Here is a 21,086-nt window from a genome sequence, read left to right on the forward strand (position 1 = left end):
CGTGGCAGGGCCGAGGCGCCCCGCCATCGCCTACTACAGTGCTGTAGATTCGGCTTGGCGGTCCCGGGACACCGTGGACCGCCTGGCACAGCCAAGCCGGTCGGTCAGGGGAGAGCACAGACGTCATGTTCGGTATCAGCGAGATCGCGATCTTCCTCGTCATCGTCATCCTGATCTTCGGCGCCAGGAAACTCCCCGAACTCGCCCGCTCCATGGGCAAGTCGGCCCGGATCCTGAAGAGCGAGGCCCGGGCCATGAAGGCGGACGGCTCCTCCGGCATACCCGCCGGCCCGACGCGACCGGGGGTGGGCAACCCCCGTGTCATCCGGGGTACCGCCACGGAGAAGCCCGAGGCGCGCTGAGGTCCGGGCACCAGCCCCGCCCTCCCGGCGCCTCACCCGTCCGGGCGCACCACCGCGCAGCGCGTCCACCGCGCCCGGGAGGCGCTCGCCCGGCGGCACCCGGTACCCCGCCCCACGCCCCCCGACAAGCGGAACGCTCCGCGGGGGGACACCGTGGACGAAGGACGTCCGAGCCGGATCGGAGAGGCCATGGAGAGCACGAACGACGACGGTGCGCGGTGCCTGGTGACCGGGGCGACGGGCTACATCGGGGGCCGCCTGGTGCCCGAGCTCCTGGACGCAGGCCACCGGGTGCGCTGCCTCGCGCGCAGCCCGGAGAAGCTGCGGGACCACCCGTGGGCGGGCAGGGCCGAGGTGGTGAAGGGCGATGTGACCGACGCGGAGTCCGTCGCGGCGGCCATGCGGGACATCGACGTGGCCTACTACCTGGTGCACGCCCTGGGCAGCGGGCCGGACTTCGAGGAGACGGACCGCGCGGCGGCCCGGATCTTCGGCGAGCAGGCGAAGGCCGCCGGCATCCGGCGCATCGTGTACCTGGGCGGGCTCACCCCCGCCGACGTCCCCGAACGGGAGCTGTCGCCGCACCTCCGCTCGCGGGCCGAGGTCGGCCGTATCCTGCTCGATTCGGGTGTGCCGACGACCGCGCTGCGTGCGGCGGTCATCATCGGTTCCGGTTCGGCGTCGTTCGAGATGCTGCGCTACCTCACCGAGCGGCTGCCGGTCATGGTCACCCCGAGCTGGGTGTCGACACGGATCCAGCCGATCGCGGTCCGGGACGTGCTGCGCTATCTGGTGGGCAGCGCGCACATGCCCGCGGACGTGAACCGCGCCTTCGACATCGGCGGCCCCGACATCCTCACCTACCGGGACATGATGCAGGAGTACGCCCGGGTGGCGAAACTGCCGAAGCGACTGATCCTGCCGGTGCCGATGCTGAGTCCCGGGCTGTCCAGTCACTGGGTCGGCCTGATCACCCCGGTGCCCGCGTCGATCGCCCGCCCGCTCGCGGAGTCCCTGCGTTACGAGGTGGTGTGCCACGAGCACGACATCGCCGGCCATGTCCCGGACGGGCCCGGGCAGCCCTTCTCCTCCGGCACCGCCCTCAACCTCGCTCTGCGGAGGGTGCGCGAGGCGAAGGTGACGACACGGTGGTCCTCCGCCTCCATCCCCGGTATCCCGAGCGATCCGCTCCCCACCGACCCCGACTGGGCGGGCGGCAGCCTGTACACGGATGTGCGCGAGCTCGACGTGGACGCCTCGCCGGACGCCCTGTGGCGGGTCATCGAGGGAATCGGCGGTGAGAACGGCTGGTACTCGCTCCCGTGGGCCTGGGCGGTCAGGGGGTGGCTGGACCGGCTGGTCGGCGGAGTGGGTCTGCGGCGTGGCCGGCGCGACGCCCAACGGCTGCGGGTCGGCGACTCGTTGGACTTCTGGCGGGTCGAGGAGATCGAGCCCGGCCGGCTGCTGCGGCTGCGCGCCGAGATGAGGCTGCCGGGCCTGGCCTGGCTGGAGATCTACGCGGAGAAGGGCGCCGACGGCCGGTCGCACTACCGGCAGCGCGCCGTCTTCCACCCGGCCGGTCTGCTGGGCCACGCGTACTGGTGGAGCGTGTCGCCGTTCCACGCGTTCGTCTTCGGCGGGATGGCGCGCAACATCGCCCGCGCTGCGGGCCGGGGCGCGGCCGGTGGTGCCGTATGACCGTCTCCGTCGTCCTGTTCACCTCCGACCTGCGCCTGCACGACCATCCGCCGCTGCGCTCGGCCCTGGCGTCGGCGGACGAGGTGGTTCCCCTGTTCGTCGTGGACGACGCCATCGGGGACGCCGGTTTCGGTGCTCCCAACCGGTGCGCGTTCCTCGCCGACTGTCTCCGGGACCTGGACTCGGGGCTCCGCGAGCGCGGGGGGCGCCTGGTGATCCGCCGGGGGGACGTGGCGGCGGAGGTCCGCCGGATCGTCTCCGAGACCGGCGCGGGTGACGTACACATGGCTGCGGGCGTCAGCGGATACGCCCGGCGGCGCGAGGAGAGGCTGCACGGGGCGCTGGCGGACGTGGGCTGCCGGCTGCGTGTGCACGAGGCGGTGATCACCGTTGTCCCGCCCGGCGCGGTGACCCCTTCGGGTGCGGGCAGGGACCACTTCTCCGTGTTCACGCCGTACTTCCGCCGCTGGTCCGAGGCGCAGCCGCGCGCCCCCTTCGACGCGCCGCGCACCGTGCGCGTCCCGGCCGGGCCCGGGTCCGTGGACCCGCCCTCGCGGGCCGGGATCCCGGGGGTTTCCCCCGGGCTTCCCGAGGGCGGGGAGATCCAGGGCCGCCGGAGCCTCGCCGCCTGGCACCGGCACGGTCTCGGGCGGTACGAGGAGCGTCACGACGATCTGGCGGGCGACGCCACCTCGCGCCTCTCGCCGCATCTGCACTTCGGCACGCTGTCCCCCACCGAGCTGGTCCACCGGGCACGTGCCGCGGGCGGTCCGGGTGCGGAGGCCTTCGTACGGCAGCTGTGCTGGCGGGAGTTCCACCACCAGGTCCTGGCCGCCCGCCCTTCGGCCGCCCGCTCCGACTACCGGTCGCGGCACGACCGTTGGCGCACGGAGGAGTCGGCGGCCGAGGACATCGCGGCGTGGCAGGAGGGCCGGACCGGCTATCCGCTGGTCGATGCCGCCATGCGCCAGTTGCTGCACGAGGGCTGGATGCACAACCGGGGGCGGCTGCTGGCCTCCAGCTTCCTCGTCAAGACGCTGTACGTGGACTGGCGCGTCGGTGCGCGGCACTTCCTGGACCTGCTGGTGGACGGGGACATCGCCAACAACCAGCTCAACTGGCAGTGGATGGCGGGGACGGGCACGGACAGCCGGCCGAACCGGGTGCTGAACCCGGTGCTGCAGGCGAAGCGTTACGACCCGGACGGCGCGTACGTACGCCGCTGGGTTCCCGAGCTGGCGGGGATCGACGGCGGTGCGGTCCACGAGCCGTGGAGACTACGGGCCGAGGAGCGCGCCCGGTACGCCTACCCGGAGCCCGTGGTCGGTCTCGCCGAAGGTCTGGCACGGTTCAGGGAGGCACGCGGCCTCGACTGAACCGGGCCGGTGGGAGCGGCGGCCCGAGTGGGCGGTCAGACCTTGCGCCAGCGGGCGTTGGCCCAGGAGAAGACGCCGAAGGCGCCCAGGCCGAGCGCGACCAGGACGAGCAGCCAGGGGCCCGCCGGGGTGTCGGTGAAGGACCGCAGGGTGTCGTCCATGCCCTTGGCCCGGCCGGGTTCGTGCCGGACGGCCGCGGCGATCGCGAAGCCACCGGCCGTCGCGAAGACGATGCCGCGGACGCCGCCGCCGAACACGCCGGTGAAGTCGACGGCCCGACGGACCCGCTTCGTCATCTCGGACATCTTCAGGTGCTTGTGGTAGGCGCGCGTCACGGCCCGGAAGGCGATCCAGAGCCCCGCGCCGACGACGGCCGCGCCGACGATCCCGACGATCCACTGACCGCCGGTCCACTGGAGGGCCTTCGCCGTGACGTCGTCGGTCTGCCGGTCGCTCGATCCGCTGCCGCTGCCCTGGCCACCGGCGGCGTAGGAGAGCACGGAGTACGACACGAAGCCGTAGAAGAGGGAGCGGCCGGCGGCCATGGCCCGCTTGCCCGGCTTGTCGCCGTCGGGGCCGGCCTGGCCGAACAGCGCCTCGGACAGACGCCACAGGGCCATACCCGCGAGGGCCACGCCGAGCGCCCACAACAGGACGACCCCGAAGGGCTGCCCGGCGATCTCGGCGACGACACCGCCCCGGTCGGCCTGCTGCCCGCCGCTCCCGGAGAACGCGATGCGCAGCGCGAGCACTCCGACCAGGAGGTAGATCACCCCGCGCGCCACGAATCCGGCACGGGCACCCGCGGCCACGGCCGTGCTGTTCGCCGCCCGTCTGGCAGTACCACGTCCACCTGTCGACAACACGTTCGTATTCATGAACGGTCAGTTGCCCCCGAAAGGGCGATCAATGCCCCCGGGGGCCAGGCGCCGCCCTACTCCTCGTCCTCGACCGTCGCCCGCACCTGTCCCCTGGCGCGTCGGCCCACGACCGCGGCGGCGCCCAGGGCGCTTGCGGCGAAGGCGACGGCGAGCGTCCAGGGCCTGTCGAGTACGTGGCCGGTGGCGTGGTCCAGCGAGTAGCGTCCGGCACCCGTCAGACCGATCGCGGCGGCGGTGAAGCCGAGGAACGCCGGGTACTCGTAGCCGCCGCCCATCGCGAAGAATCCGGCGGGCGCGTGGACGGCGACGGCGCCGGCCATCGTGCCGGCCGCGGCGGCTCCGGCCGCCGGGGTGGCGAGGCCGAGGGCCAGCAGGACCCCACCGCCCGCCTCGCCGAGGCCGGCGGCCACGGCGCTGTACTTCGGCGGGTGGAAGCCCATGGCCTCCATTCCCTGGGCGGTGCCCTCGATACCGCCGCCACCGAACCAGCCGGCCAGCTTCTGGCTGCCGTGGGCGGCCAGCACGGCCCCCGTACCGACCCTGAGCACGAGAAGTCCGAGGTCACGCCGGTTGATGCAGGTCATGGGAGTCTCCCGTCGACACCGTACGAGCGGAGGTGCGAAACCGTACGGACCCACTGTCGTCGGGCCCGGGCGGCGGGGTGCGGCGGAGCTGGGCCGTTCGGGTACCGCCCGCGCGGGGACCGCGTCCCGGGCGTCGCCGGGTGCGACGTACATCATTGTGCAACTAGTTGCATAACATGGTTGCGCTCGTCTACAACTGGCACGACGACACTGTGCGAGGAGACCCTGATGAGCCCCTACCCCACCTTGCTGAGCCCGCTCGACCTCGGTTTCACCACCCTCCCCAACCGGGTCCTGATGGGATCGATGCACATCGGTCTGGAGGAGGCCGAGCGCGGCTTCGAGCGGATGGCGGCCTTCTACGCGGCCCGAGCACGGGGCGGGGTGGGCCTGATGGTCACCGGCGGGATCGCGCCCAGCGAGCGGGCCGGTTCCTTCATCGGCGGCGCCAAGATGACGACGGAGGCGGAGGCCGAGCAGCACCGGGTGGTCACCGACGCCGTGCACGCGGCGGGCGGCCGGATCGCGATGCAGATCCTGCACTTCGGGCGCTACGCGCACCACCCGGAGCTGGTCGCGCCCAGCGCGCTCAAGGCCCCGATCAGCGCGTTCACCCCGCACGCCCTCACCGACGACGAGGTCGAGGAGACCATCGAGGACTTCGTGCGGGCCGCCGCGCTGGCGCAGCGCGCGGGCTACGACGGTGTCGAGATCATGGGCTCCGAGGGCTATCTGATCAACGAGTTCGTCGTCGCCGCGACCAACCACCGCGACGACCGCTGGGGCGGCAGCTACGAGAACCGCATCCGCTTCCCCGTCGAGATCGTGCGCCGGGTCCGTGAGCGGGTCGGCAGCGACTTCATCCTGATCTACCGGCTCTCCATGCTGGACCTGGTGCCCGGCGGTTCCACGCTGGAGGAGGTCGTGCGGCTCGCCCGCGAGGTCGAGGCGGCCGGCGCGACGATCATCAACACCGGCATCGGCTGGCACGAGGCCCGCATCCCCACCATCGCGACCTCGGTGCCGCGCGGCGCCTTCACCTGGGTGACCGAGAAGGTGCGGGGTGCCGTCTCCGTACCGCTGGTGACCAGCAACCGCATCAACACCCCGGAACTGGCCGAGGAGGTCCTCGCCTCCGGCCGTGCGGACATGGTGTCGATGGCGCGGCCCTTCCTCGCCGACCCGGACTTCGTCGCCAAGGCGGCCGAGGGGCGTGCCGACGCGATCAACACCTGCATCGGCTGCAACCAGGCCTGCCTGGACCACATCTTCAACCTGCAGATCACCTCCTGCCTGGTGAATCCGCGCGCCTGCCACGAGACCGAGCTGGTGCTCTCGCCGACCCGTAACCGCAAGCGCGTCGCCGTGGTGGGTGCCGGTCCCGCCGGTCTGGCCTGCGCGGTCACCGCTGCCGAGCGCGGGCACGCGGTGACACTGTTCGACGCGGCCGACGAGGTCGGCGGCCAGCTCAACGTGGCTCGCAGGGTCCCCGGCAAGGAGGAGTTCGACGAGACGCTGCGCTACTTCCGCACGCGGCTGGCCGAGGAGGGTGTCGAGCTGCGGCTCGCCACCCGTGCCACCTCCGCCGCCCTGGACGGCTTCGACGAGATCGTCCTGGCGACCGGCGTCGAGCCCCGCTCCCCCGCGATCCCCGGCGTCGAGCACCCCAGTGTGGTCAGCTACCTGGACGTCCTGCGCGACGGCGCGACGGTCGGCGACCGGGTCGCGATCGTCGGGGCCGGCGGCATCGGCTTCGACGTCGCCGAGTTCCTGACCGACGGCGGTGACTCCGCGAGCCTGGACCCGGAGGTGTTCTTCCGGCAGTGGGGCGTGGACACCGACTACGCGGAGCGGGGCGGACTGCGCGCCCCGGAGCGTCCGAAGACCTCCCGCAAGGTGCATCTGATCCAGCGCAAGGCGAGCAAGGTCGGGGCCGGGCTCGGCAGGACCACGGGCTGGATCCACCGGACCGAGCTGCGCCACCGCGGCGTGAACATGATCGCCGGCGCGTCCTACGACCTGATCGACGACGCGGGCCTGCACCTCACGGTCGACGGCGAGCAGCACCTGCTTCCGGTCGACACCGTGGTCCTGTGCGCGGGCCAGGAGCCGCGCCGTGAGCTGTACGAGGAGCTGCGCGCGGCGGGCCGCCCGGTGCACCTGATCGGTGGCGCCGACGTGGCCGCCGAGCTGGACGCCAAGCGCGCGATCCGCCAGGGCACGGAGCTCGCCGCCGGGCTGTGACCTCCCCGGCCGGGCCCGGTGTTCTCCGCGGCCCGGCCCGCCCGGGCCGTCCTTAGGATGCACTCCATGTCACTCCCGCACGCGATCCTCACCGCCCTGCTCGAGAAGCCGTCGTCGGGGCTGGAGCTGACCCGCAGGTTCGACCGGTCGATCGGCTACTTCTGGCCGTCCACGCACCAGCAGATCTACCGCGAGCTGGGAAAGCTCGAACAGGCCGGTCACATCCGGGTGCTGCCCGCCGCGCAGCCGGCCCGCGGGCAGAAGAAGGAGTACGAGGTGCTGCCCGCCGGCCGCGAGGAGCTGGCGGCCTGGGTGGCGCTCGCCGAGGACCCGCGGCCCGTCCGTGATCCGCTGCTGCTGCGGATGCGGGCGGCGGCGGTGGTCGGGGCGCCCGGCCTGAGCGCGGAACTGCACCGGCACCTCGCGCTGCACCGGCACCTCGCGCTGCACCGGCGGCAGCTGGAGGAGTACCTGGAGATCGAGGAGCGCGACTTCCCGCCGGAGCGGACCGCGGACCAGGACCGGCTGCGGCATCTGGTACTGCGCGGGGGCATCGACCTGGAGACGTTCTGGACGGGTTGGCTGACCCGGGCGATCGACGACCTGGACGGGACCGGACGCGCCAGGGACCGGCGCGGAACCGGACCCGGCCAGGGTCCAGCACGGGACCGGAAGCGCCAGGGACCGGTGCGAAGCGCGGAACCGGACGGCGGGTGCGACCAGTGTGGAGCCGGCCCCGCCTAAGGCCCGCCGACCGGCTCCCTGACCCCTTCCGGCCGGGGCGTGCGCCGGCGCAGAGCCCGCGGGCTGCCGATGACGACGCGCGACGGCGCACTCGCGGCGCCGGCGGCGCTCGGCGCGGCGGCGGCCTCGGGAACGGTTCGCGCCTGCGCGCGGCTGAGCAGGACGACGCCCCGGACGGCGGCCCCCGCACCGAGGAGCACCGGGACCAGGCCGGCCGGCCCGCCCTGGAATCCTTCGCCGAGCAGGGCCAGGCCGATCGCTGCGGCGGCGACCGGGTTGGCGAGGGTGACCACCGCGAGCGGCGCGCCGAGGCCGCCGCGGTACGCGGTCTGGGACAGCAGCAGTCCGCCCATGGCGAAGGCGGAGACGAGCAGCGCCACCGTCACCAGCCGCCAGCTGAACAGCGGCCCGTCCTGGTCGGTGGCGGCGACGGTGAGGGTCTGGGTCAGCGCGGAGGCCACGCCCGAGGTGATGCCGGACGCCGCGGCGTGCCGGAGCCCGGGGCGTGCGCCGGGGCGGCCGAGTACGGCGACGAGAGCCATGGTCACGCCGCCGACGCCGAGCACCTCCGCCAGGGTCAGCGTGTCGCGCGGCGCGCTGCCGCCGACGGCGGTCAGCAGGGCGCCGAGGCCGAGCAGGGTGAGCAGCGTGCCGCGCCATTCCGTGCGGCTGACCGGGCGCCCCGCGGCGCGGGCGCCGAGCGGGACGGCCAGGACGAGGGTGAGCGCGCCGAGCGGCTGGACCAGGGTGAGCGGTCCGTACTTCAGCGCGGCGACGTGCAGCAGCGCCCCGCCCGCGTTCAGCCCGACCGCCGACCACCAGGCGCCACTGGCCAGCAGGCGCAGCGGCCCGCTGGACGGTGCGGTGCGGCCGGCCAGCCGGGACTGCGCCACCGCGGCGGCCGCGTAGGCGCCGGCGGAGACGAAGGACAGCGCGACGGCTGTCAGCGTGGCGTTCATCGCCGGGCTCCGGACCGTGCGTACGCGGGGGCCGCGTAGACCGGGGCGGACGGCCACGGCAGGGGCGCGCGGACCGGCGCGGGGCGGGGAAGCCTGAGTGCGGCGAAGGCGACGCCGAGCAGCGCCGAGACCACGAGCGCGTCGAGCCAGTAGTGGTTGGCCGTGCCGACGATGACGAGGAGGGTGACGAGCGGGTGCAGCAGCCAGAGCCAGCGCAAGCGGGAACGGGTGGCGGCGATGAGCCCGATCGCGACCACGAGGGCCCAGCCGAAGTGCAGCGAGGGCATGGCCGCGAACTGGTTCGCCATGGAGTCGGTGGCGGGCGTGTTCCCGTACACCGTCGGGCCGTACACCTGCCCGGTGTCGACGAGTCCCGCCGGGGGCAGCATCCTCGGTGGGGCGAGGGGGAAGACCAGGTGCAGGGCGAGCGCGGCCCCGGTGAGGACGGCGAGGATCCGCCGCGACCAGACGTAGTGGCGGGGGCGCCGCAGGTACAGCCAGACCAGGAACAGCACGGTGGCCGGGAAGTGCACGGTCGCGTAGTAGGTGTTCGCCGCCTGGACGAGCGTCTGGCTGTGCAGCAGCACGCTCTGCACGGCCCCCTCACCGGGAAGGCGCAGGGTTCGTTCGAGGTCCCAGACGTGTCCGGCGTTGCGGAAGGCCTCCTCCACGTGGCCGTTCGCGGCCTGCCGGCCGAGTTTGTAGACGAGGAAGAGTCCGACGACGAGAAGGAGCTCGCGGACGAGGGGAGGCCGGGCAGGGATTGCCGGCTCCCGGTCCACGGACTCTCTACGGGTGCGTATCACCCCCGTGCCTCCTGTCTGGCGAACTGTGTGCCGAAGCTCTGTCGTGGCGGCGGGAACGAGTCCGTGCCGTATCGATACGCCAGTGTACCGATACGCGAACGTATCGGTACACGCGCGTATCGGTACACTGGCGTATCGAGGGTCCTCGTCGCAGATTCCGCAGAGAGGGAAGCAGATGTCGTCGCCCGATACCGCACCGGAGTCAGCACTGGCGTCACGCCGGTCGAAGATCACACCGGAGCGGGCACAGGAGCTCTACACGGCCGTGCTGGACCTGCTCAGGGAGAGCGGCTACGAGTCGCTGACCATGGAGGGCGTCGCCTCCCGCACCCGGTGCGGGAAGTCGACCCTCTACCGGCAGTGGGGCTCGAAGCCGGAGCTGGTCGTCGCCGCCCTGCACGGCACCCGCCGGACCCTGCTCTCGAACATCGACACCGGCAGCCTGAGCGGAGACCTGCACCAGGCCGCCAGGGCCATCGACGAGGTCTCCACCGGCGACACCACCCTCATGCACGCGCTCGGCCACGCGGCGCTCCAGAGCCCCGAGCTGCTGTGCGCCCTGCGCGAGACGCTGATCGCCCCGTCGATCGCGGCGATCGACGCGATGCTCGGGCGCGCGGTCGAGCGCGGCGAGATCGCGGCGGACAACCCCGCGGCGCCGTACGTCTCGGCCCAGTTGCTGGGCATCATGCGCGCCCGGCCCCTGCTGGAGGGACGGTACGCGGACGACACGTTCCTCACCGGCTTCATCGAGAGCTCCGTGCTTCCCGCGCTCGGGCTACCGCCGACCCCAACGGGGACCTTACTTCGGTGGCCCGTCCCCCCTGGGTTGTCGGGGGGCCGGCGGCCCCGAACGGTGGGGCGGGGGAGGGCCCACACCGGCCGGGCGGGGGGTTCCCCGGCAACCCGCGGCCCGGCCGCACGTAGTCCCGAACCCTCCCTTTTCATCCTCTTGACGATATTCACTCGACCCCTTATCGTCGAGTTGACGAGAAAGAGGGGGTCCTGACATGGCCGACATCACCAGGCGCTTCGGCTGGCGGCACCTGCGCTCCGCGCCCACGGCCCACATCCGCCACCACAAGCGCGGACAGCTCGCCCATGACGGCCCCGGGCTCAGCTTCTGGTACCGGTCGCTGTCCGCCGCGCTCTCCGAAGTGCCGGTGAACGACCGCGAGCTGGCGATGGCCTTCCACGCCCGCACGGGCGACTTCCAGGACGTCACCGTCCAGGCGACCGTCACGTACCGGATCAGCGACCCCGCCGAGGCGGCGGCCCGGCTCGACTTCTCGGTGGACCCCGACACCGGGGTCTGGCGGAGCGCGCCGCTGGAACAGATCGCCACCCTGCTCACCGAGACCGCCCAGCAGCACGCCCTGGACGTCCTGGCCCGCACCCCGCTCGCCGTCGCCCTCGTGGACGGGGTCGCCTCGGTACGCGAACGCGTCGCCACCGGCCTCGCGGCCGAACCCCGGCTGCCCGCGACCGGAATCGACGTCGTGGCGGTACGCGTCGTCGCCATCCGCCCGGAAGCGGAGGTGGAGCGAGCGCTGCGCACACCGGCCAGGGAGCAGATCCAGCAGGAGGCCGACCGGGCGACGTACGAACGCAGGGCCGTCGCCGTCGAGCGCGAGCGCGCCATCGCCGAGAACGAGCTCGCCAGTCAGATCGAACTGGCCCGCCGCGAGGAGCAGTTGGTGGACCAGCGCGGCACCAATGCCCGCCGCGAGGCCGAGGAGAAGTCCGCGGCCGACGGGGTGCGCACGGAGGCCGAGGCGGCCCGCAAGGTGCGGCTCGCCCACGCCGAGGCCCAGGCCGCACGGGAGATCGGCGCCGCCCGCGCCGAGGCCCAGGCGGCCTGGCTCCAGGCGCACGCCGAGGTGGACCCGACGACGCTGCACGCCCTGGCCGCGACCCGGCTGGCGGAGAACCTGCCCCGCATCGACAGCCTCACCCTCTCCCCCGACGTGCTCACCGGCCTGCTCGCCCGGCTCGGCGGCCCGGGTCCGCAGGAGCGGGCGTGAGCCTGGCCCCGCGTGCGGTCCTCGTGCACCGCACCACCGAGTACGAGGAGTTGCTCGCCCGGCACGGGACGCACGGCCAGGCGGCGTTCTTCCTCTCCACCCGCGGCCGGTCCGTCGACGAGGTGGCCGCGCGCCATCACCGCATGCGGCAGGCACTCACCGAGGTGGCCGCCGCGGTGCCCCTGCAGTGGCGCCGGTCACGGGTGGAGCGCGCGGATCTCGACCGTTTCCTCTTCGGTCCCGAGGACGTGGTGATCGTGGTCGGACAGGACGGTCTGGTCGCCAACGCGGCCAAGTACCTGTCCGGCCAGCCGGTGGTGGGCATCGACACCGACCCCGGCCGCAACCCCGGGGTCCTGGTACGCCATCGCGCGTCCGACGCGGCGGCTCTGTGCCGGGCCGCCGTCGCACCCGGCGACCGGGTGGACGCGCTCACCATGGTGGAGGCCGTCGCCGACGACACCCAGCGGCTGCTCGCCCTCAACGAGATCTTCTCCGGACCGCCCGGCCACCAGACCGCGCGCTACCGCATCGGCCCGGACGGCTCCCCGTCCGCCGGGGAGTCCCAGGCGTCCTCGGGCGTGCTGGTCGGCACCGGTACGGGTGCGACGGGCTGGCTGCGTTCCCTCTGGACCGAACGCGGCAGCGGGCTGCGGCTGCCGGGCCCGTCCGACCATCGGCTGCTCTGGTTCGTGCGCGAGGCATGGCCGTCGCCCGCGACCGGTACGTCACTGGTCGAGGGCGAACTGGGGCGGGGCGAAGGGCTGTCGCTCACGGTCGAGTCGGACCGCATCGTGGTGTTCGGCGACGGGATGGAGTCGGACTCCCTCGAACTGACCTGGGGTCAGACGGTCCGGTTCGGCATCGCGCCCGCGACGCTGAACCTGGTGGGGTGAGCCTCGGACACGGCCCCGGTGCAGCCCTCTAGGATCGGGCCATGACCAGGACCGACCGCGCCCACCGGGTGGTCGCGGCACCACCGGCGACCGTCTACGGCGCCCTCCTCGACCGGGCGGCGCTGGAGGCCTGGCTGCCGCCGGACGGCATGCGCGGGCGGATCGAGCGGTGGGACCCGCGCCCCGGTGGCGGGTTCCGGATGGTCCTCACCTACCTCGACCCCACCGACACCCCGGGCAAGACCTCCGACGCGACGGATGTGGTCGACGTCGGGTTCACCGACCTGTCGCCACCGGAGCGCGTGGTGCAGCGGGCCGTCTTCGAGGCCGACGACCCGTCGTACGCGGGCACCATGACGATGACCTGGCAGCTGGCCGCCGCCGGTGACGGAACCGAGGTCACGGTCACGGCCACGGACGTGCCGCCCGGCATCTCGCGGGCGGACCACGAGGCCGGGATCGCCTCGTCGCTGGCCAATCTGGCCTCGTACGTGGAAGCGGTCGGCTGACGGGGGGCGGCGGCGCCTTGTGGACCGATGAGTTTCCGGGCGGCACGATGTCTCAGGGAGAGGACGGACACGTCCCTTCCCGAGAGAGAGAGTGCGCGATGAGACTGGTACTGCAGGAGTTCCTGTCGCTGGACGGCGTCAGCCAGGGCCCGGGGTCCCCGGACGAGGACACGAGTGACGGGTTCACCCGGGGCGGCTGGTTCGTGCCGCACCTGGACGAGGAGTTCGAACGGCAGGCCGGCACCTGGCTCGCCTCGGCGGACGCGTTCCTGTTCGGCCGCCGTACCTACCTGAACTTCGCACGGGACTGGCCGAAGATGACCGAGCACCCGTTCGCCGGCATCCTGAACGGCCTGCCGAAGTACGTCGCCTCCCACAGCCTGACCGAGGCCGGGTGGGACCCGACCACGATCCTGTCCGGCGACGTCCCGGCCCAGGTCGCCGCACTGAAGCGGCAGCCCGGCCGCGAGCTGCAGATCCACGGCAGCGCCCGGCTGGGCCGGTCCCTGCTGGCCGCCGGACTGGTCGACGAACTCCGCCTCGCGATCGCCCCGGTGGTCGTCGGAACGGGCCGCCGGCTGTTCCCGGACGGCGGCGCCCCGGCCGGCCTGGAACTCATGAGCAACGGGACGACGTCGGGCGGACTGGCGATCCAGGTCTACAGGTCGACAGGCCTGCCGGAGTACGGGACGTACGGGGCCGGGGCCTGAGGGCTGTCCCGTGGACGACCACCCGCGGAGATCACGGAGAATGGGGTGCGGCGCCCCGCCGGGCGCGGCACCCCCTCCGACACGCACCAGGAGCAGAAGGCATGGCAGCCGACTCCGTGAACACCCCCACGCGCAACACTCTGCCGCCGAAGGCGCAGGCGGGTTTCGGGGTGGGGGTCGTCGTGCGGGACCGGGAGGGCAGGATCCTGCTCGGCAGGCACCGGGACGGGACCTGGGAACTGCCCGGCGGGAAGGTCGACCCGACGCACGAGTCGGTGGCCGCCGCCGCCGCGCGCGAACTGCGCGAGGAGACCGGGCTGACCGTGGCCGCGGAGGCCGTGACGGTCTTCGCGATGGTGCACGACGTGGTGGCCGGCGTCAACCGGATCAGCATGGGCGCGCTGGTGGGCGTGGAGTCGGGCACGGCCGAGGTGACCGAGCCGCATCTCATCAGCGCCTGGCACTGGACGGTACCCGAGGCACTGCCGGGCCCCCTGTTCGATCCGTCGGCGCAGATCCTCGCCGTGTGGCGCCCGGACCTCGGCATCGCGCACCCGCCGGCTCATCACCTGCCGATCGGGCCCCGCACCCCGGGCTCGTAGGCACGTCCGACTCCGCTACGGATGCGGGGAGACGGGACCGGATGTACGAATAAGGGACGATTCGTACGAACGGAGTAGGCCCGTGGACGACTATCCGCTCCTCAACGTCTTCCTGACCATGATGTACCTGTTCCTCTGGGTGATGTGGTTCTTCCTGCTCTTCAAGGTGATCACGGACATCTTCCGGGACCACTCGATGGGCGGATGGGCCAAGGCCGGGTGGCTGGTCTTCGTCATCGTGCTGCCCTACCTGGGCGTCCTGGTCTACCTGATCGCCCGCGGCCGGGGCATGAGCCGACGGGACGTCAAGCAGGCCGAGGACCAGGAGGCGGCCTTCCGGCAGTACGTGCGGCAGGCGGCCGGGCCCGAGGGCGGTGGCGGCAAGGGCGGCAGCCATGTGGACGATCTGGCGAAGCTCGCCGAGCTGAAGGACAAGGGCCACCTCGACCAGGCCGAGTACGAGAAGGCCAAGGCGAAGCTGCTGGTCTGACCGCGGCCCGCTCCCCCGTGACGTGCCGCGCCCCTGCCGCGCGGCACGTCACGTCGTCGTGAGCCGGCGGCTCCTCGGCACCACGACCGGTGAGCCGTCACCGGGTGCGCGGAGGATGTCCGCGTCCACGGCGTAGAGCTCCTTCACCAGCACCCCGTCGACGGTGTCGGCGGGGACGCCCCGGCGACGATCCGCCCGGCCTTCATCGCGACGAGGGTGTCGGCGTACCGGGCTGCGGCGGCGAGGTCGTGCTGGACCATGACGACGGTCCGTCCGGTGGCGGCGACCTCGCGGACGAGTTCCAGGACCTCCACCGCGTGGCCGAGGTCGAGGGCGCCGGTGGGTTCGTCGAGCAGGACGACGGGGGTGTCCTGGGCGAGGACCATGGCCGGCCAGCAGCGCTGGCGCTGGCCGCCCGGACAGCCTGTCGAGGCGTTCGGCGGCCAGGTCCGCGGTGCCGGTGGCTTCGAGCGCCTCGCGTACGGCGTTCTCGTCCTCCCACGACCACTGGCGTAGCAGTCCCTGCCGGGGGTGGCGGCCGTGGCGGACGAGTCCGGCGACGGTGACGCGGGGGCGCGTGGCGACTGGGGCAGCAGGGCGACGCGTCGGGCGGTCGGGCGGTCGGGCGGCGGCCGAGTTCCCGGATGTCGGCTCCGGCGACGCGGACGGCGCCGGAGTCGGGCCGGTGCAGGCGGGCGACCGCGCGCAGCAGGGTCGACTTCCCGCAGCCGTTGGGGCCGACGATCGCGACGACCTGGCCCGCGGGGACGGTGAGGTCGATGTTCTCGACGCCGGGGCGGCCGGGGTAGCCGGCTCGCAGTCCGCGGATGTCGAGCCCGGGGGCGTTCCCGTCGGCCGGGTCGGTCGCCGCGGCTTCGGTTGTCGCGGTCATGGATGTGTCACGCCTTTCCGGTGGCACGGTCCGGGCGGAGCAGGACCCAGAGCAGGAGGAGGCCCAGCGCGTCTAAGGCGTCTCCGAAGAGTTCGCGAAGGTCTACTTCCCGGACAGCTGACGAGGGCGCCACGCCCGACGACGAAGCCGGGCCCCGCATCACGCCACGGGGCGTTCGCCCGGTCGGACTTGCACGGCGGTTCGGCAAGGATGATGAACCGCCGTGCAAGAGGACTGCACCTCCTTGACTGCCCGGGTGCGAGAATTCAGCGAAGTCGGAAACTCGCGTCCCACCGGTCGAGCGCGCCCGGCACCGGCTCGCTGTACAGGACGGAGAAGCGGTGTCGCAGATAGCGGCCGGGGAAGTTGTACGACTCGAAGGACACCAGCGAGGCGCCGGCCAGGCCCTGCCGACGGTGCCAGGTCGCATCCGCCCGGTACTGCGTCGTCCCGGCCGTCGGATCGAGCCAGACCTCGCCGTGGCGGTGCCGCAGATAGTGGCCGGGCCGGTTGACCGACTCGAGCGAGACGGCGGCCCGGTCTGCGAGGCCGGGTACGACCTTCCACTGACTGTCCTGGAACGGGGCCACGTTGGCGTCGATCCGCCCGCGGCTCCCTGCATGCCGGACAAACTGGTTCGACTGGTTCGAAGCTTCGAGACCGACGACGTCGGACTGTGCGGATACGTTGTCGAAACGCGCGGCGGCGTTGTGGGCCCGTAGCCCGACGGCTCCGGAAGCGTGACTGCTGTCGTCAACGCTGATCTTCGGGGCCGACATGTCATTGACGTAGACCTTGATCGAGGAGCCGACGGCCTCGACCCTCAGTCGGTACGCCGTGTTCGGCGAGACATCCATCGCTGCCGATGCGAGCTGTGTCCAGTTGTTCGCGGCCTTGCCGAGAAGTACTCGGCCCGATGAACTGATGCCTGCGTAGTACCCCCGGTAGCCGTCCGTACCGGTCGTGGGCTCGACCGCCCGGAAGACGACGCCGGCGTCTCCGCCGCCGGACGTGAGGCTGACATCCGCCTCGTGGACGAGGTCGGAGAAGTCCGTGTCGAGCAAGGACTTCCCGCCCTGGGAGACGCCGACCGCGTACTGTCCGCCCGTCACCGACCACGCGCCGCCGTAGGTCCGCCATCCCAGCGCGTTGCCATCGGCGAAGTTGTCCTTGACGCCCATCCGGATCGGCTGGAGCGTTCCGTCGCTGTTGAAGTGCATGCGGTCGTAGGCGAGGACGCGGTGGTTGCCGTCCGTCTCACTGAGCGGCCGTCTGTGGTAGACGATGTACCAGGTGTCGGTTCCCGGCACGTTGACCACGGTGTGGTGTCCGGAGCCGCGGGCGACGGCGGGATCCTGGGCCAGTACCTTCTGGATCTTCTTGAACGGTCCGGTCGGTGAATCGGACATCGCGTACGACACGGAGTAGTCCGGCCCGGTCCAGCCACCCTCGGACCACATGAAGTAGTACGTGCCGTTCCGCTTGAACATCAACGAGCCCTCGGTGTAGTTCTCCGGGGTGATCTCCTTGTAGGTCGATCCGTCCGCGAACGTGCTCAGGCTGATCATGTCCGGGTCCAGCTTCACGACGTTCGAGTGGTGCCAGCCGCCGTAGTACATGTACGCCTGGCCGTCGTCGTCGATGAATACGTCCTGGTCGATGGGCTGGGCACCGTTGTGGAACCGGGAAATCAGCGGACGTCCGATGGCATCCTTGTACGGGCCCTCGGGCCGGTCGGCGACAGCGACGCCGATGCCGCCCAACTGGGAGTTGTCCTGGACGTCGTTGGCGGCGAAATAGAGGTAGTACTTGCCGTTGCGGGCCACCGGCGCGGGTGCCCACAGCGCGTAACGCGCCCAGGAGACATCGGCGACATCCAGGACCTTGGGATGCTTGGTCCAGTTCACCAGGTCCGTGGACGAGAAGGCATCCATGAACGTCTGCTCGTGGTATCCCCTCGACGTTGTCGGATACACCCAGTACCGGCCGCCGTACACGGCCATGTCCGGGTCCGCGTACCAGCCGTCGACGATCGGGTTGCCGGCCTCCGCCGTAGGCGAGTCGGGGACAGCAGCGACGGCAGCGTGCGCCCGCCGCGTGGAGCCCGTCTCGAGGACGACGGAGAGGCCGACCAGCAGCGCGAGAACCGTTGCGCCGACCACCCAGGTGTGCCTAAGTCTCCTGATCACGACTCTCCTACGGGGTTCGGTGTGCGAATGCGACAGGGGGCGGCATCGGGAGGACGTCCCCACGTCCGGCCGCCCCCGCGCCCTCGAAGGAGTAGCAGGACGAGTCGGAAAGCCCGCGCCGGACCGTGTACGTGGCGTCCTGCTCGGGCTGGGCGCTGCCGCCGGAGCCGACGATCTCGGTGAAGGCCAGGCTGCCGCAGATACCGGTTGGCGTGGTCCCAGGTGGCCACCCGGAGCGACCGCCGCATGTCGGTGGGCGGCAGCAACACACTGCCGTCGTCTCTACTCGAAGAACTTCAGGCTCCAGCCGGTGTCCGTGTTGGGTCCCGGAACATTGGCCCGGCTGTAGGTCGTGCTGCCCCACCAGCTGAACGTGCCCGTGTACCAGTAGCGGTTCGCCCACGAGTACGGCGTTCCCTTGGGAACCGCGTGGAACATCGAGGGGAACCTCGGGCCCGCGGGCGGGCTCGTGTTGATGTCGCCGTCGAGGAGGACGAAGCTGTGGTGGCCGGGACCGTTGACGTGCAGGGTCGGGTCCCACCCGGGCATCATCGTCTCGCGGTTGGAGCCGAAGAGGCATCCGTTGGACTTGTACCAGTCCCACACGTGCGTCGGATCGCCGCCTGCCCGCAGTCGCAGGTCGGCCAGGCAGTACTGGTCGCTCCAGCTGCCGTTGGCGGAGTAGACGACGTGCAACTGACCGTTCGGGTCCTTGATGGCCTCGGGGCTCTCGTTGATGAACGGGTTGCCGACCACCCGTTCCCAGCCCTCCCTCGGCTGCGAGATGACGTACCGTGCACCGGTCGGCCTGGTCGGGTCGCTCATCCGGGCGATGTAGAGGTTCTGCTCGATGTCGGTGTCGCCGGCCCAGCCCGACCAGACGAACCAGCGCTGCCCGTTGAAGGTGAACATGGTGCCGTCGATGGCCCACTTGTCGTCCGGCAGGGCCAGCTTCGTCTCGGCCGTGTAGCCGCTGTCCGGGCTGGCGGAACTGATGACGTACATCCGGTGGGCCGGTCCGCGGCCGGCCGAGAAGTAGATGTAGTAGCGGCCACCGTCCCTGACGATCTCCGGAGCCCAGACCTCACCACGGCCCCGGGTGTCGGACCAGACCTCACGAGCGGACGCCGAGGCAAGAGCGTCCGTCGAAGGAGCTTGCCGTACGGCAATGCCGCCACCGGTCGACTGCACCGACACGTAGGTGCCACCCACCCGTATCACGCTCGGATCCGCTGCCCGGAGGCCGGTCTGGCCCGCCTGGGCGGGCTCGGCGGCGGACAGGGACATCACGGCGGCGAGGACGCCGGACAGCACGAAGGTGGCGGCGGCGGAAAGACAGCGAGAGAGCTTCATGGCCTCGTTCCCTGGTTGGCCTCCGTTTCGATCACAGGCCGACGGAGGGTCGAAGTCGCGATGACACCCATCCGGTGGGACCACATCGGAGGCGAGCACCGCAGGGGCAACTGAGCGAGAGGTACTACACTGCCGCGCCAAGTTTTACATCGATGAAAAGCTCCACCAAGCATCGCCAGCAGTGCTGAACATGTCAACGCTCTGTCCGCCACTTTCGGGGCGAGGCGAACGGCCGCGCCCGCCGGCCCGTACGGTGCCGGGCCGGGACGACGTCAGGCCGCGAACACGTGGTTCACCACGCCGCGTCCAGCCAGGGCCTGCGGCCCGGCCCAGATCGCCGCTGGGGTGTTGCCTGACGTGACGGTGCGTGTAACCGACGACTTCGCGCATGTGCGCCAGGTTCCACCGAAAGCGATCCTGCGGAGTTACGAGTGGATCGCCCTGTCTCCAGGTTCCTGCGGGCGTTTCCTGCGGGCCACCCGATCGCGCATCCGCCGCTCACTCGATCTGTCGCGACCCTCCGCGCGCCCAGCCGTTGCGGGGCGCTTCCGGAGGCGCCGGTCCGCACCGGTGTGGTCCACCCGCATGCACGCGGCCGAGGCGCGGCGCACCACTGATGCTGCTTGTCTGGAGGCCCAGCCATGACCACGTGAGGAGTACCGTCGTGTCGTCGTCACAGCGCACGGACATCTCGTACACCGTTCCAGGGATGAGCACACAGGACAGTGGGCAGATCATCTCCATACTGCAGAAGCGTCTGCACTCGCTCAACGACCTCGCGCTCACGCTCAAGCACATTCACTGGAATGTCGTCGGACCGCACTTCATCGCCGTACACGAAATGATCGACCCACAGGTCGACCAGGTCCGCTCGATGACGGACGACGTGGCCGAGCGGATCTCCACCCTTGGCGGCGAGCCCAACGGAACCCCCGGCGCCCTGGTCGACGAACGCACCTGGAACGACTACTCGATCGGCCGCGCCGAAGCCATCGAGCACCTCGGTGCCCTCGATCTCGTCTACACGTCCGTCATCAAGGACCACCGGGAGGCCATGCAGGCCACCGAGACGAGCGACCCGGTCACCCAGGACATGCTCATCGAACAACTGCGCGGCCTCGAACTCTTCCAGTGGTTCGTCCGCGCCCACCTGGAGTCCAGCGGCGGCGAACTCAGCACGCGCGGCGCCAAGACCGAGAGCACCGCCGCCGGGCAGGCCGCCGACCAGGCCCGCAACCAACCCTGACCAGCGAAGTGACCCACCGGCCCGATGGTCACCAGGTCCGTCGGCTCTCGGCCGCTGTTGATCACCGGCCGAGAACTGCCGAACCCCGTCAACGAACATCTCGGCCACGCAGGGACCACCGCATGGCCCGGCTCGGCGAACCGCGAGCATGCGCAGAGGTAGTGCCCAGTCGCCATCGTCGCCGTCGCCGTCGCAAGAGGATGCCCTCAGCTGACGGAGCCCTTGATGTACTCGTGCAGCGCGTGGCCGGGGCGCAGCACGGGCCCGGCGTCATCCAGGTGGAAGTCACCGAAGCCGATCACGGTGACCGTCTCACCCCGCTTGAGCCCCTCGGCAATCGCACCGGCGTACTCCACCGTGCCGAACAGCGCGTCGATCACCCGCTCCACCTCGTCCGGCGGAAGCCGGCTACCCGCCTCAGCGGTCTTCCGCACGGCGGCTTCGACGAGCGCTGCCTTGTTCATGACACTCCGTAGTTGGGAATCGGCCATCGAGGCCAGGCCGTGACTGAACGCGATTAC

Annotated in this window: 20 protein-coding genes and 2 pseudogenes; 13 read left to right on the forward strand and 9 right to left on the reverse strand. The window is 71.7% G+C overall.

Annotated elements, in window-relative coordinates:
- The first annotated feature begins 125 nt into the window (after positions 1-125).
- From ACFWVP_RS22970 to ACFWVP_RS22980, 3 genes are all read left to right on the forward strand, one after another.
- Positions 126-362 (forward strand): twin-arginine translocase TatA/TatE family subunit, encoded by a 237-nt coding sequence (locus tag ACFWVP_RS22970; RefSeq protein ID WP_384499269.1) that lies wholly within the window; start codon positions 126-128, stop codon positions 360-362.
- A 189-nt stretch (positions 363-551) separates the two neighbouring features.
- A complete protein-coding gene (locus tag ACFWVP_RS22975; protein WP_384499270.1) occupies positions 552-2,060 on the forward strand; it encodes an SDR family oxidoreductase in 1,509 nt (502 codons plus the stop codon).
- Entirely contained in the window at positions 2,057-3,436 is a 1,380-nt protein-coding gene (locus tag ACFWVP_RS22980) for a cryptochrome/photolyase family protein (RefSeq protein WP_384499272.1), read from the forward strand. The genes ACFWVP_RS22975 and ACFWVP_RS22980 overlap by 4 nt, the downstream gene beginning before the upstream one ends.
- Before the next feature lie 35 nt (positions 3,437-3,471).
- On the opposite strand, the gene ACFWVP_RS22985 is transcribed toward ACFWVP_RS22980, so the two are convergent.
- Entirely contained in the window at positions 3,472-4,314 is an 843-nt protein-coding gene (locus tag ACFWVP_RS22985) for a DUF1206 domain-containing protein (protein ID WP_384499273.1), read from the reverse strand.
- A 56-nt stretch (positions 4,315-4,370) separates the two neighbouring features.
- Positions 4,371-4,901, reverse strand: coding sequence for a DoxX family protein (locus ACFWVP_RS22990; RefSeq protein ID WP_384499274.1), 531 nt, complete (start codon positions 4,899-4,901; stop codon positions 4,371-4,373).
- A 228-nt stretch (positions 4,902-5,129) separates the two neighbouring features.
- On the opposite strand from ACFWVP_RS22990, the gene ACFWVP_RS22995 reads away from it, so the two are divergent.
- A complete protein-coding gene (locus ACFWVP_RS22995; RefSeq protein ID WP_384499275.1) occupies positions 5,130-7,145 on the forward strand; it encodes an FAD-dependent oxidoreductase in 2,016 nt (671 codons plus the stop codon).
- Between the two features lie 66 nt (positions 7,146-7,211).
- Positions 7,212-7,889, forward strand: a complete 678-nt coding sequence (locus ACFWVP_RS23000; protein WP_384499276.1) for a PadR family transcriptional regulator — start codon at positions 7,212-7,214, stop codon at positions 7,887-7,889.
- On the opposite strand, the gene ACFWVP_RS23005 is transcribed toward ACFWVP_RS23000, so the two are convergent.
- Together ACFWVP_RS23005 and ACFWVP_RS23010 are read right to left on the reverse strand one after the other, a co-directional pair.
- Entirely contained in the window at positions 7,886-8,848 is a 963-nt protein-coding gene (locus ACFWVP_RS23005; RefSeq protein ID WP_384499278.1) for a hypothetical protein, read from the reverse strand. The genes ACFWVP_RS23000 and ACFWVP_RS23005 overlap by 4 nt on opposite strands.
- Positions 8,845-9,654, reverse strand: coding sequence for a phosphatase PAP2 family protein (locus ACFWVP_RS23010; protein ID WP_384499279.1), 810 nt, complete (start codon positions 9,652-9,654; stop codon positions 8,845-8,847). Before ACFWVP_RS23010 ends, ACFWVP_RS23005 begins: the two co-directional genes overlap by 4 nt.
- Before the next feature lie 175 nt (positions 9,655-9,829).
- On the opposite strand from ACFWVP_RS23010, the pseudogene ACFWVP_RS23015 reads away from it, so the two are divergent.
- The 7 genes and pseudogenes from ACFWVP_RS23015 to ACFWVP_RS23045 all read left to right on the forward strand — a co-directional run.
- A pseudogene (locus ACFWVP_RS23015) lies at positions 9,830-10,435 on the forward strand (TetR/AcrR family transcriptional regulator); the annotation flags it as partial.
- A 229-nt stretch (positions 10,436-10,664) separates the two neighbouring features.
- Positions 10,665-11,678 carry an SPFH domain-containing protein gene (locus ACFWVP_RS23020; protein WP_384499281.1) on the forward strand — a complete coding sequence of 338 codons (1,014 nt, stop codon included), beginning with the start codon at positions 10,665-10,667 and terminating at the stop codon, positions 11,676-11,678.
- Entirely contained in the window at positions 11,675-12,574 is a 900-nt protein-coding gene (locus ACFWVP_RS23025) for a hypothetical protein (protein ID WP_384499283.1), read from the forward strand. Before ACFWVP_RS23020 ends, ACFWVP_RS23025 begins: the two co-directional genes overlap by 4 nt.
- A 41-nt stretch (positions 12,575-12,615) precedes the next feature.
- Positions 12,616-13,083 carry an SRPBCC family protein gene (locus ACFWVP_RS23030; RefSeq protein ID WP_384499284.1) on the forward strand — a complete coding sequence of 156 codons (468 nt, stop codon included), beginning with the start codon at positions 12,616-12,618 and terminating at the stop codon, positions 13,081-13,083.
- 98 nt (positions 13,084-13,181) lie between these two features.
- Positions 13,182-13,793 (forward strand): dihydrofolate reductase family protein, encoded by a 612-nt coding sequence (locus ACFWVP_RS23035; protein WP_384499286.1) that lies wholly within the window; start codon positions 13,182-13,184, stop codon positions 13,791-13,793.
- Between the two features lie 101 nt (positions 13,794-13,894).
- A complete protein-coding gene (locus ACFWVP_RS23040) occupies positions 13,895-14,395 on the forward strand; it encodes an NUDIX hydrolase (protein ID WP_384499287.1) in 501 nt (166 codons plus the stop codon).
- A gap of 82 nt (positions 14,396-14,477) precedes the next feature.
- Entirely contained in the window at positions 14,478-14,885 is a 408-nt protein-coding gene (locus ACFWVP_RS23045; RefSeq protein ID WP_384499289.1) for an SHOCT domain-containing protein, read from the forward strand.
- Positions 14,886-14,933: 48 nt separating this feature from the next.
- Here ACFWVP_RS23045 and ACFWVP_RS23050 read toward each other — a convergent pair.
- The 4 genes and pseudogenes from ACFWVP_RS23050 to ACFWVP_RS23065 form a co-directional block, all read right to left on the reverse strand.
- A pseudogene (locus tag ACFWVP_RS23050) lies at positions 14,934-15,777 on the reverse strand (ABC transporter ATP-binding protein).
- A gap of 266 nt (positions 15,778-16,043) precedes the next feature.
- Positions 16,044-17,966: a family 43 glycosylhydrolase gene (locus ACFWVP_RS23055; protein WP_384499291.1), complete on the reverse strand. Its 1,923-nt coding sequence runs from the start codon at positions 17,964-17,966 to the stop codon at positions 16,044-16,046.
- A gap of 7 nt (positions 17,967-17,973) precedes the next feature.
- Positions 17,974-18,330: an AbfB domain-containing protein gene (locus ACFWVP_RS23060; protein WP_384499293.1), complete on the reverse strand. Its 357-nt coding sequence runs from the start codon at positions 18,328-18,330 to the stop codon at positions 17,974-17,976.
- Positions 18,249-19,319 (reverse strand): glycoside hydrolase family 43 protein, encoded by a 1,071-nt coding sequence (locus ACFWVP_RS23065; protein ID WP_384499295.1) that lies wholly within the window; start codon positions 19,317-19,319, stop codon positions 18,249-18,251. The genes ACFWVP_RS23060 and ACFWVP_RS23065 overlap by 82 nt, the downstream gene beginning before the upstream one ends.
- A 709-nt stretch (positions 19,320-20,028) precedes the next feature.
- On the opposite strand from ACFWVP_RS23065, the gene ACFWVP_RS23070 reads away from it, so the two are divergent.
- Positions 20,029-20,565: a Dps family protein gene (locus ACFWVP_RS23070; RefSeq protein ID WP_384499297.1), complete on the forward strand. Its 537-nt coding sequence runs from the start codon at positions 20,029-20,031 to the stop codon at positions 20,563-20,565.
- 206 nt (positions 20,566-20,771) lie between these two features.
- Here the strand turns inward: ACFWVP_RS23070 and ACFWVP_RS23075 are convergent, their stop codons facing one another.
- Positions 20,772-21,029 (reverse strand): HU family DNA-binding protein, encoded by a 258-nt coding sequence (locus tag ACFWVP_RS23075; protein ID WP_384499299.1) that lies wholly within the window; start codon positions 21,027-21,029, stop codon positions 20,772-20,774.
- Positions 21,030-21,086: the final 57 nt, after the last annotated feature.

The organism is Streptomyces sp. NPDC058637 (genome assembly GCF_042717325.1).
In the GTDB taxonomy this organism is placed as follows: Bacteria; Actinomycetota; Actinomycetes; order Streptomycetales; family Streptomycetaceae; genus Streptomyces.

Excerpts from the sequence above, each read along its gene's own strand:
- ACFWVP_RS22970 (WP_384499269.1), top strand. The coding sequence starts at position 126 with ATGTTCGGTATCAGCGAGATCGCGATCTTCCTCGTCATCGTCATCCTG.
- ACFWVP_RS22975 (WP_384499270.1), top strand. The coding sequence starts at position 552 with ATGGAGAGCACGAACGACGACGGTGCGCGGTGCCTGGTGACCGGGGCG.
- ACFWVP_RS22980 (WP_384499272.1), top strand. The coding sequence starts at position 2,057 with ATGACCGTCTCCGTCGTCCTGTTCACCTCCGACCTGCGCCTGCACGAC.
- ACFWVP_RS22985 (WP_384499273.1), bottom strand. The coding sequence starts at position 4,314 with ATGAATACGAACGTGTTGTCGACAGGTGGACGTGGTACTGCCAGACGG.
- ACFWVP_RS22990 (WP_384499274.1), bottom strand. The coding sequence starts at position 4,901 with ATGACCTGCATCAACCGGCGTGACCTCGGACTTCTCGTGCTCAGGGTC.
- ACFWVP_RS22995 (WP_384499275.1), top strand. The coding sequence starts at position 5,130 with ATGAGCCCCTACCCCACCTTGCTGAGCCCGCTCGACCTCGGTTTCACC.
- ACFWVP_RS23000 (WP_384499276.1), top strand. The coding sequence starts at position 7,212 with ATGTCACTCCCGCACGCGATCCTCACCGCCCTGCTCGAGAAGCCGTCG.
- ACFWVP_RS23005 (WP_384499278.1), bottom strand. The coding sequence starts at position 8,848 with ATGAACGCCACGCTGACAGCCGTCGCGCTGTCCTTCGTCTCCGCCGGC.
- ACFWVP_RS23020 (WP_384499281.1), top strand. The coding sequence starts at position 10,665 with ATGGCCGACATCACCAGGCGCTTCGGCTGGCGGCACCTGCGCTCCGCG.
- ACFWVP_RS23030 (WP_384499284.1), top strand. The coding sequence starts at position 12,616 with ATGACCAGGACCGACCGCGCCCACCGGGTGGTCGCGGCACCACCGGCG.
- ACFWVP_RS23035 (WP_384499286.1), top strand. The coding sequence starts at position 13,182 with ATGAGACTGGTACTGCAGGAGTTCCTGTCGCTGGACGGCGTCAGCCAG.
- ACFWVP_RS23040 (WP_384499287.1), top strand. The coding sequence starts at position 13,895 with ATGGCAGCCGACTCCGTGAACACCCCCACGCGCAACACTCTGCCGCCG.
- ACFWVP_RS23065 (WP_384499295.1), bottom strand. The coding sequence starts at position 19,319 with ATGAAGCTCTCTCGCTGTCTTTCCGCCGCCGCCACCTTCGTGCTGTCC.
- ACFWVP_RS23070 (WP_384499297.1), top strand. The coding sequence starts at position 20,029 with ATGAGCACACAGGACAGTGGGCAGATCATCTCCATACTGCAGAAGCGT.
- ACFWVP_RS23075 (WP_384499299.1), bottom strand. The coding sequence starts at position 21,029 with ATGAACAAGGCAGCGCTCGTCGAAGCCGCCGTGCGGAAGACCGCTGAG.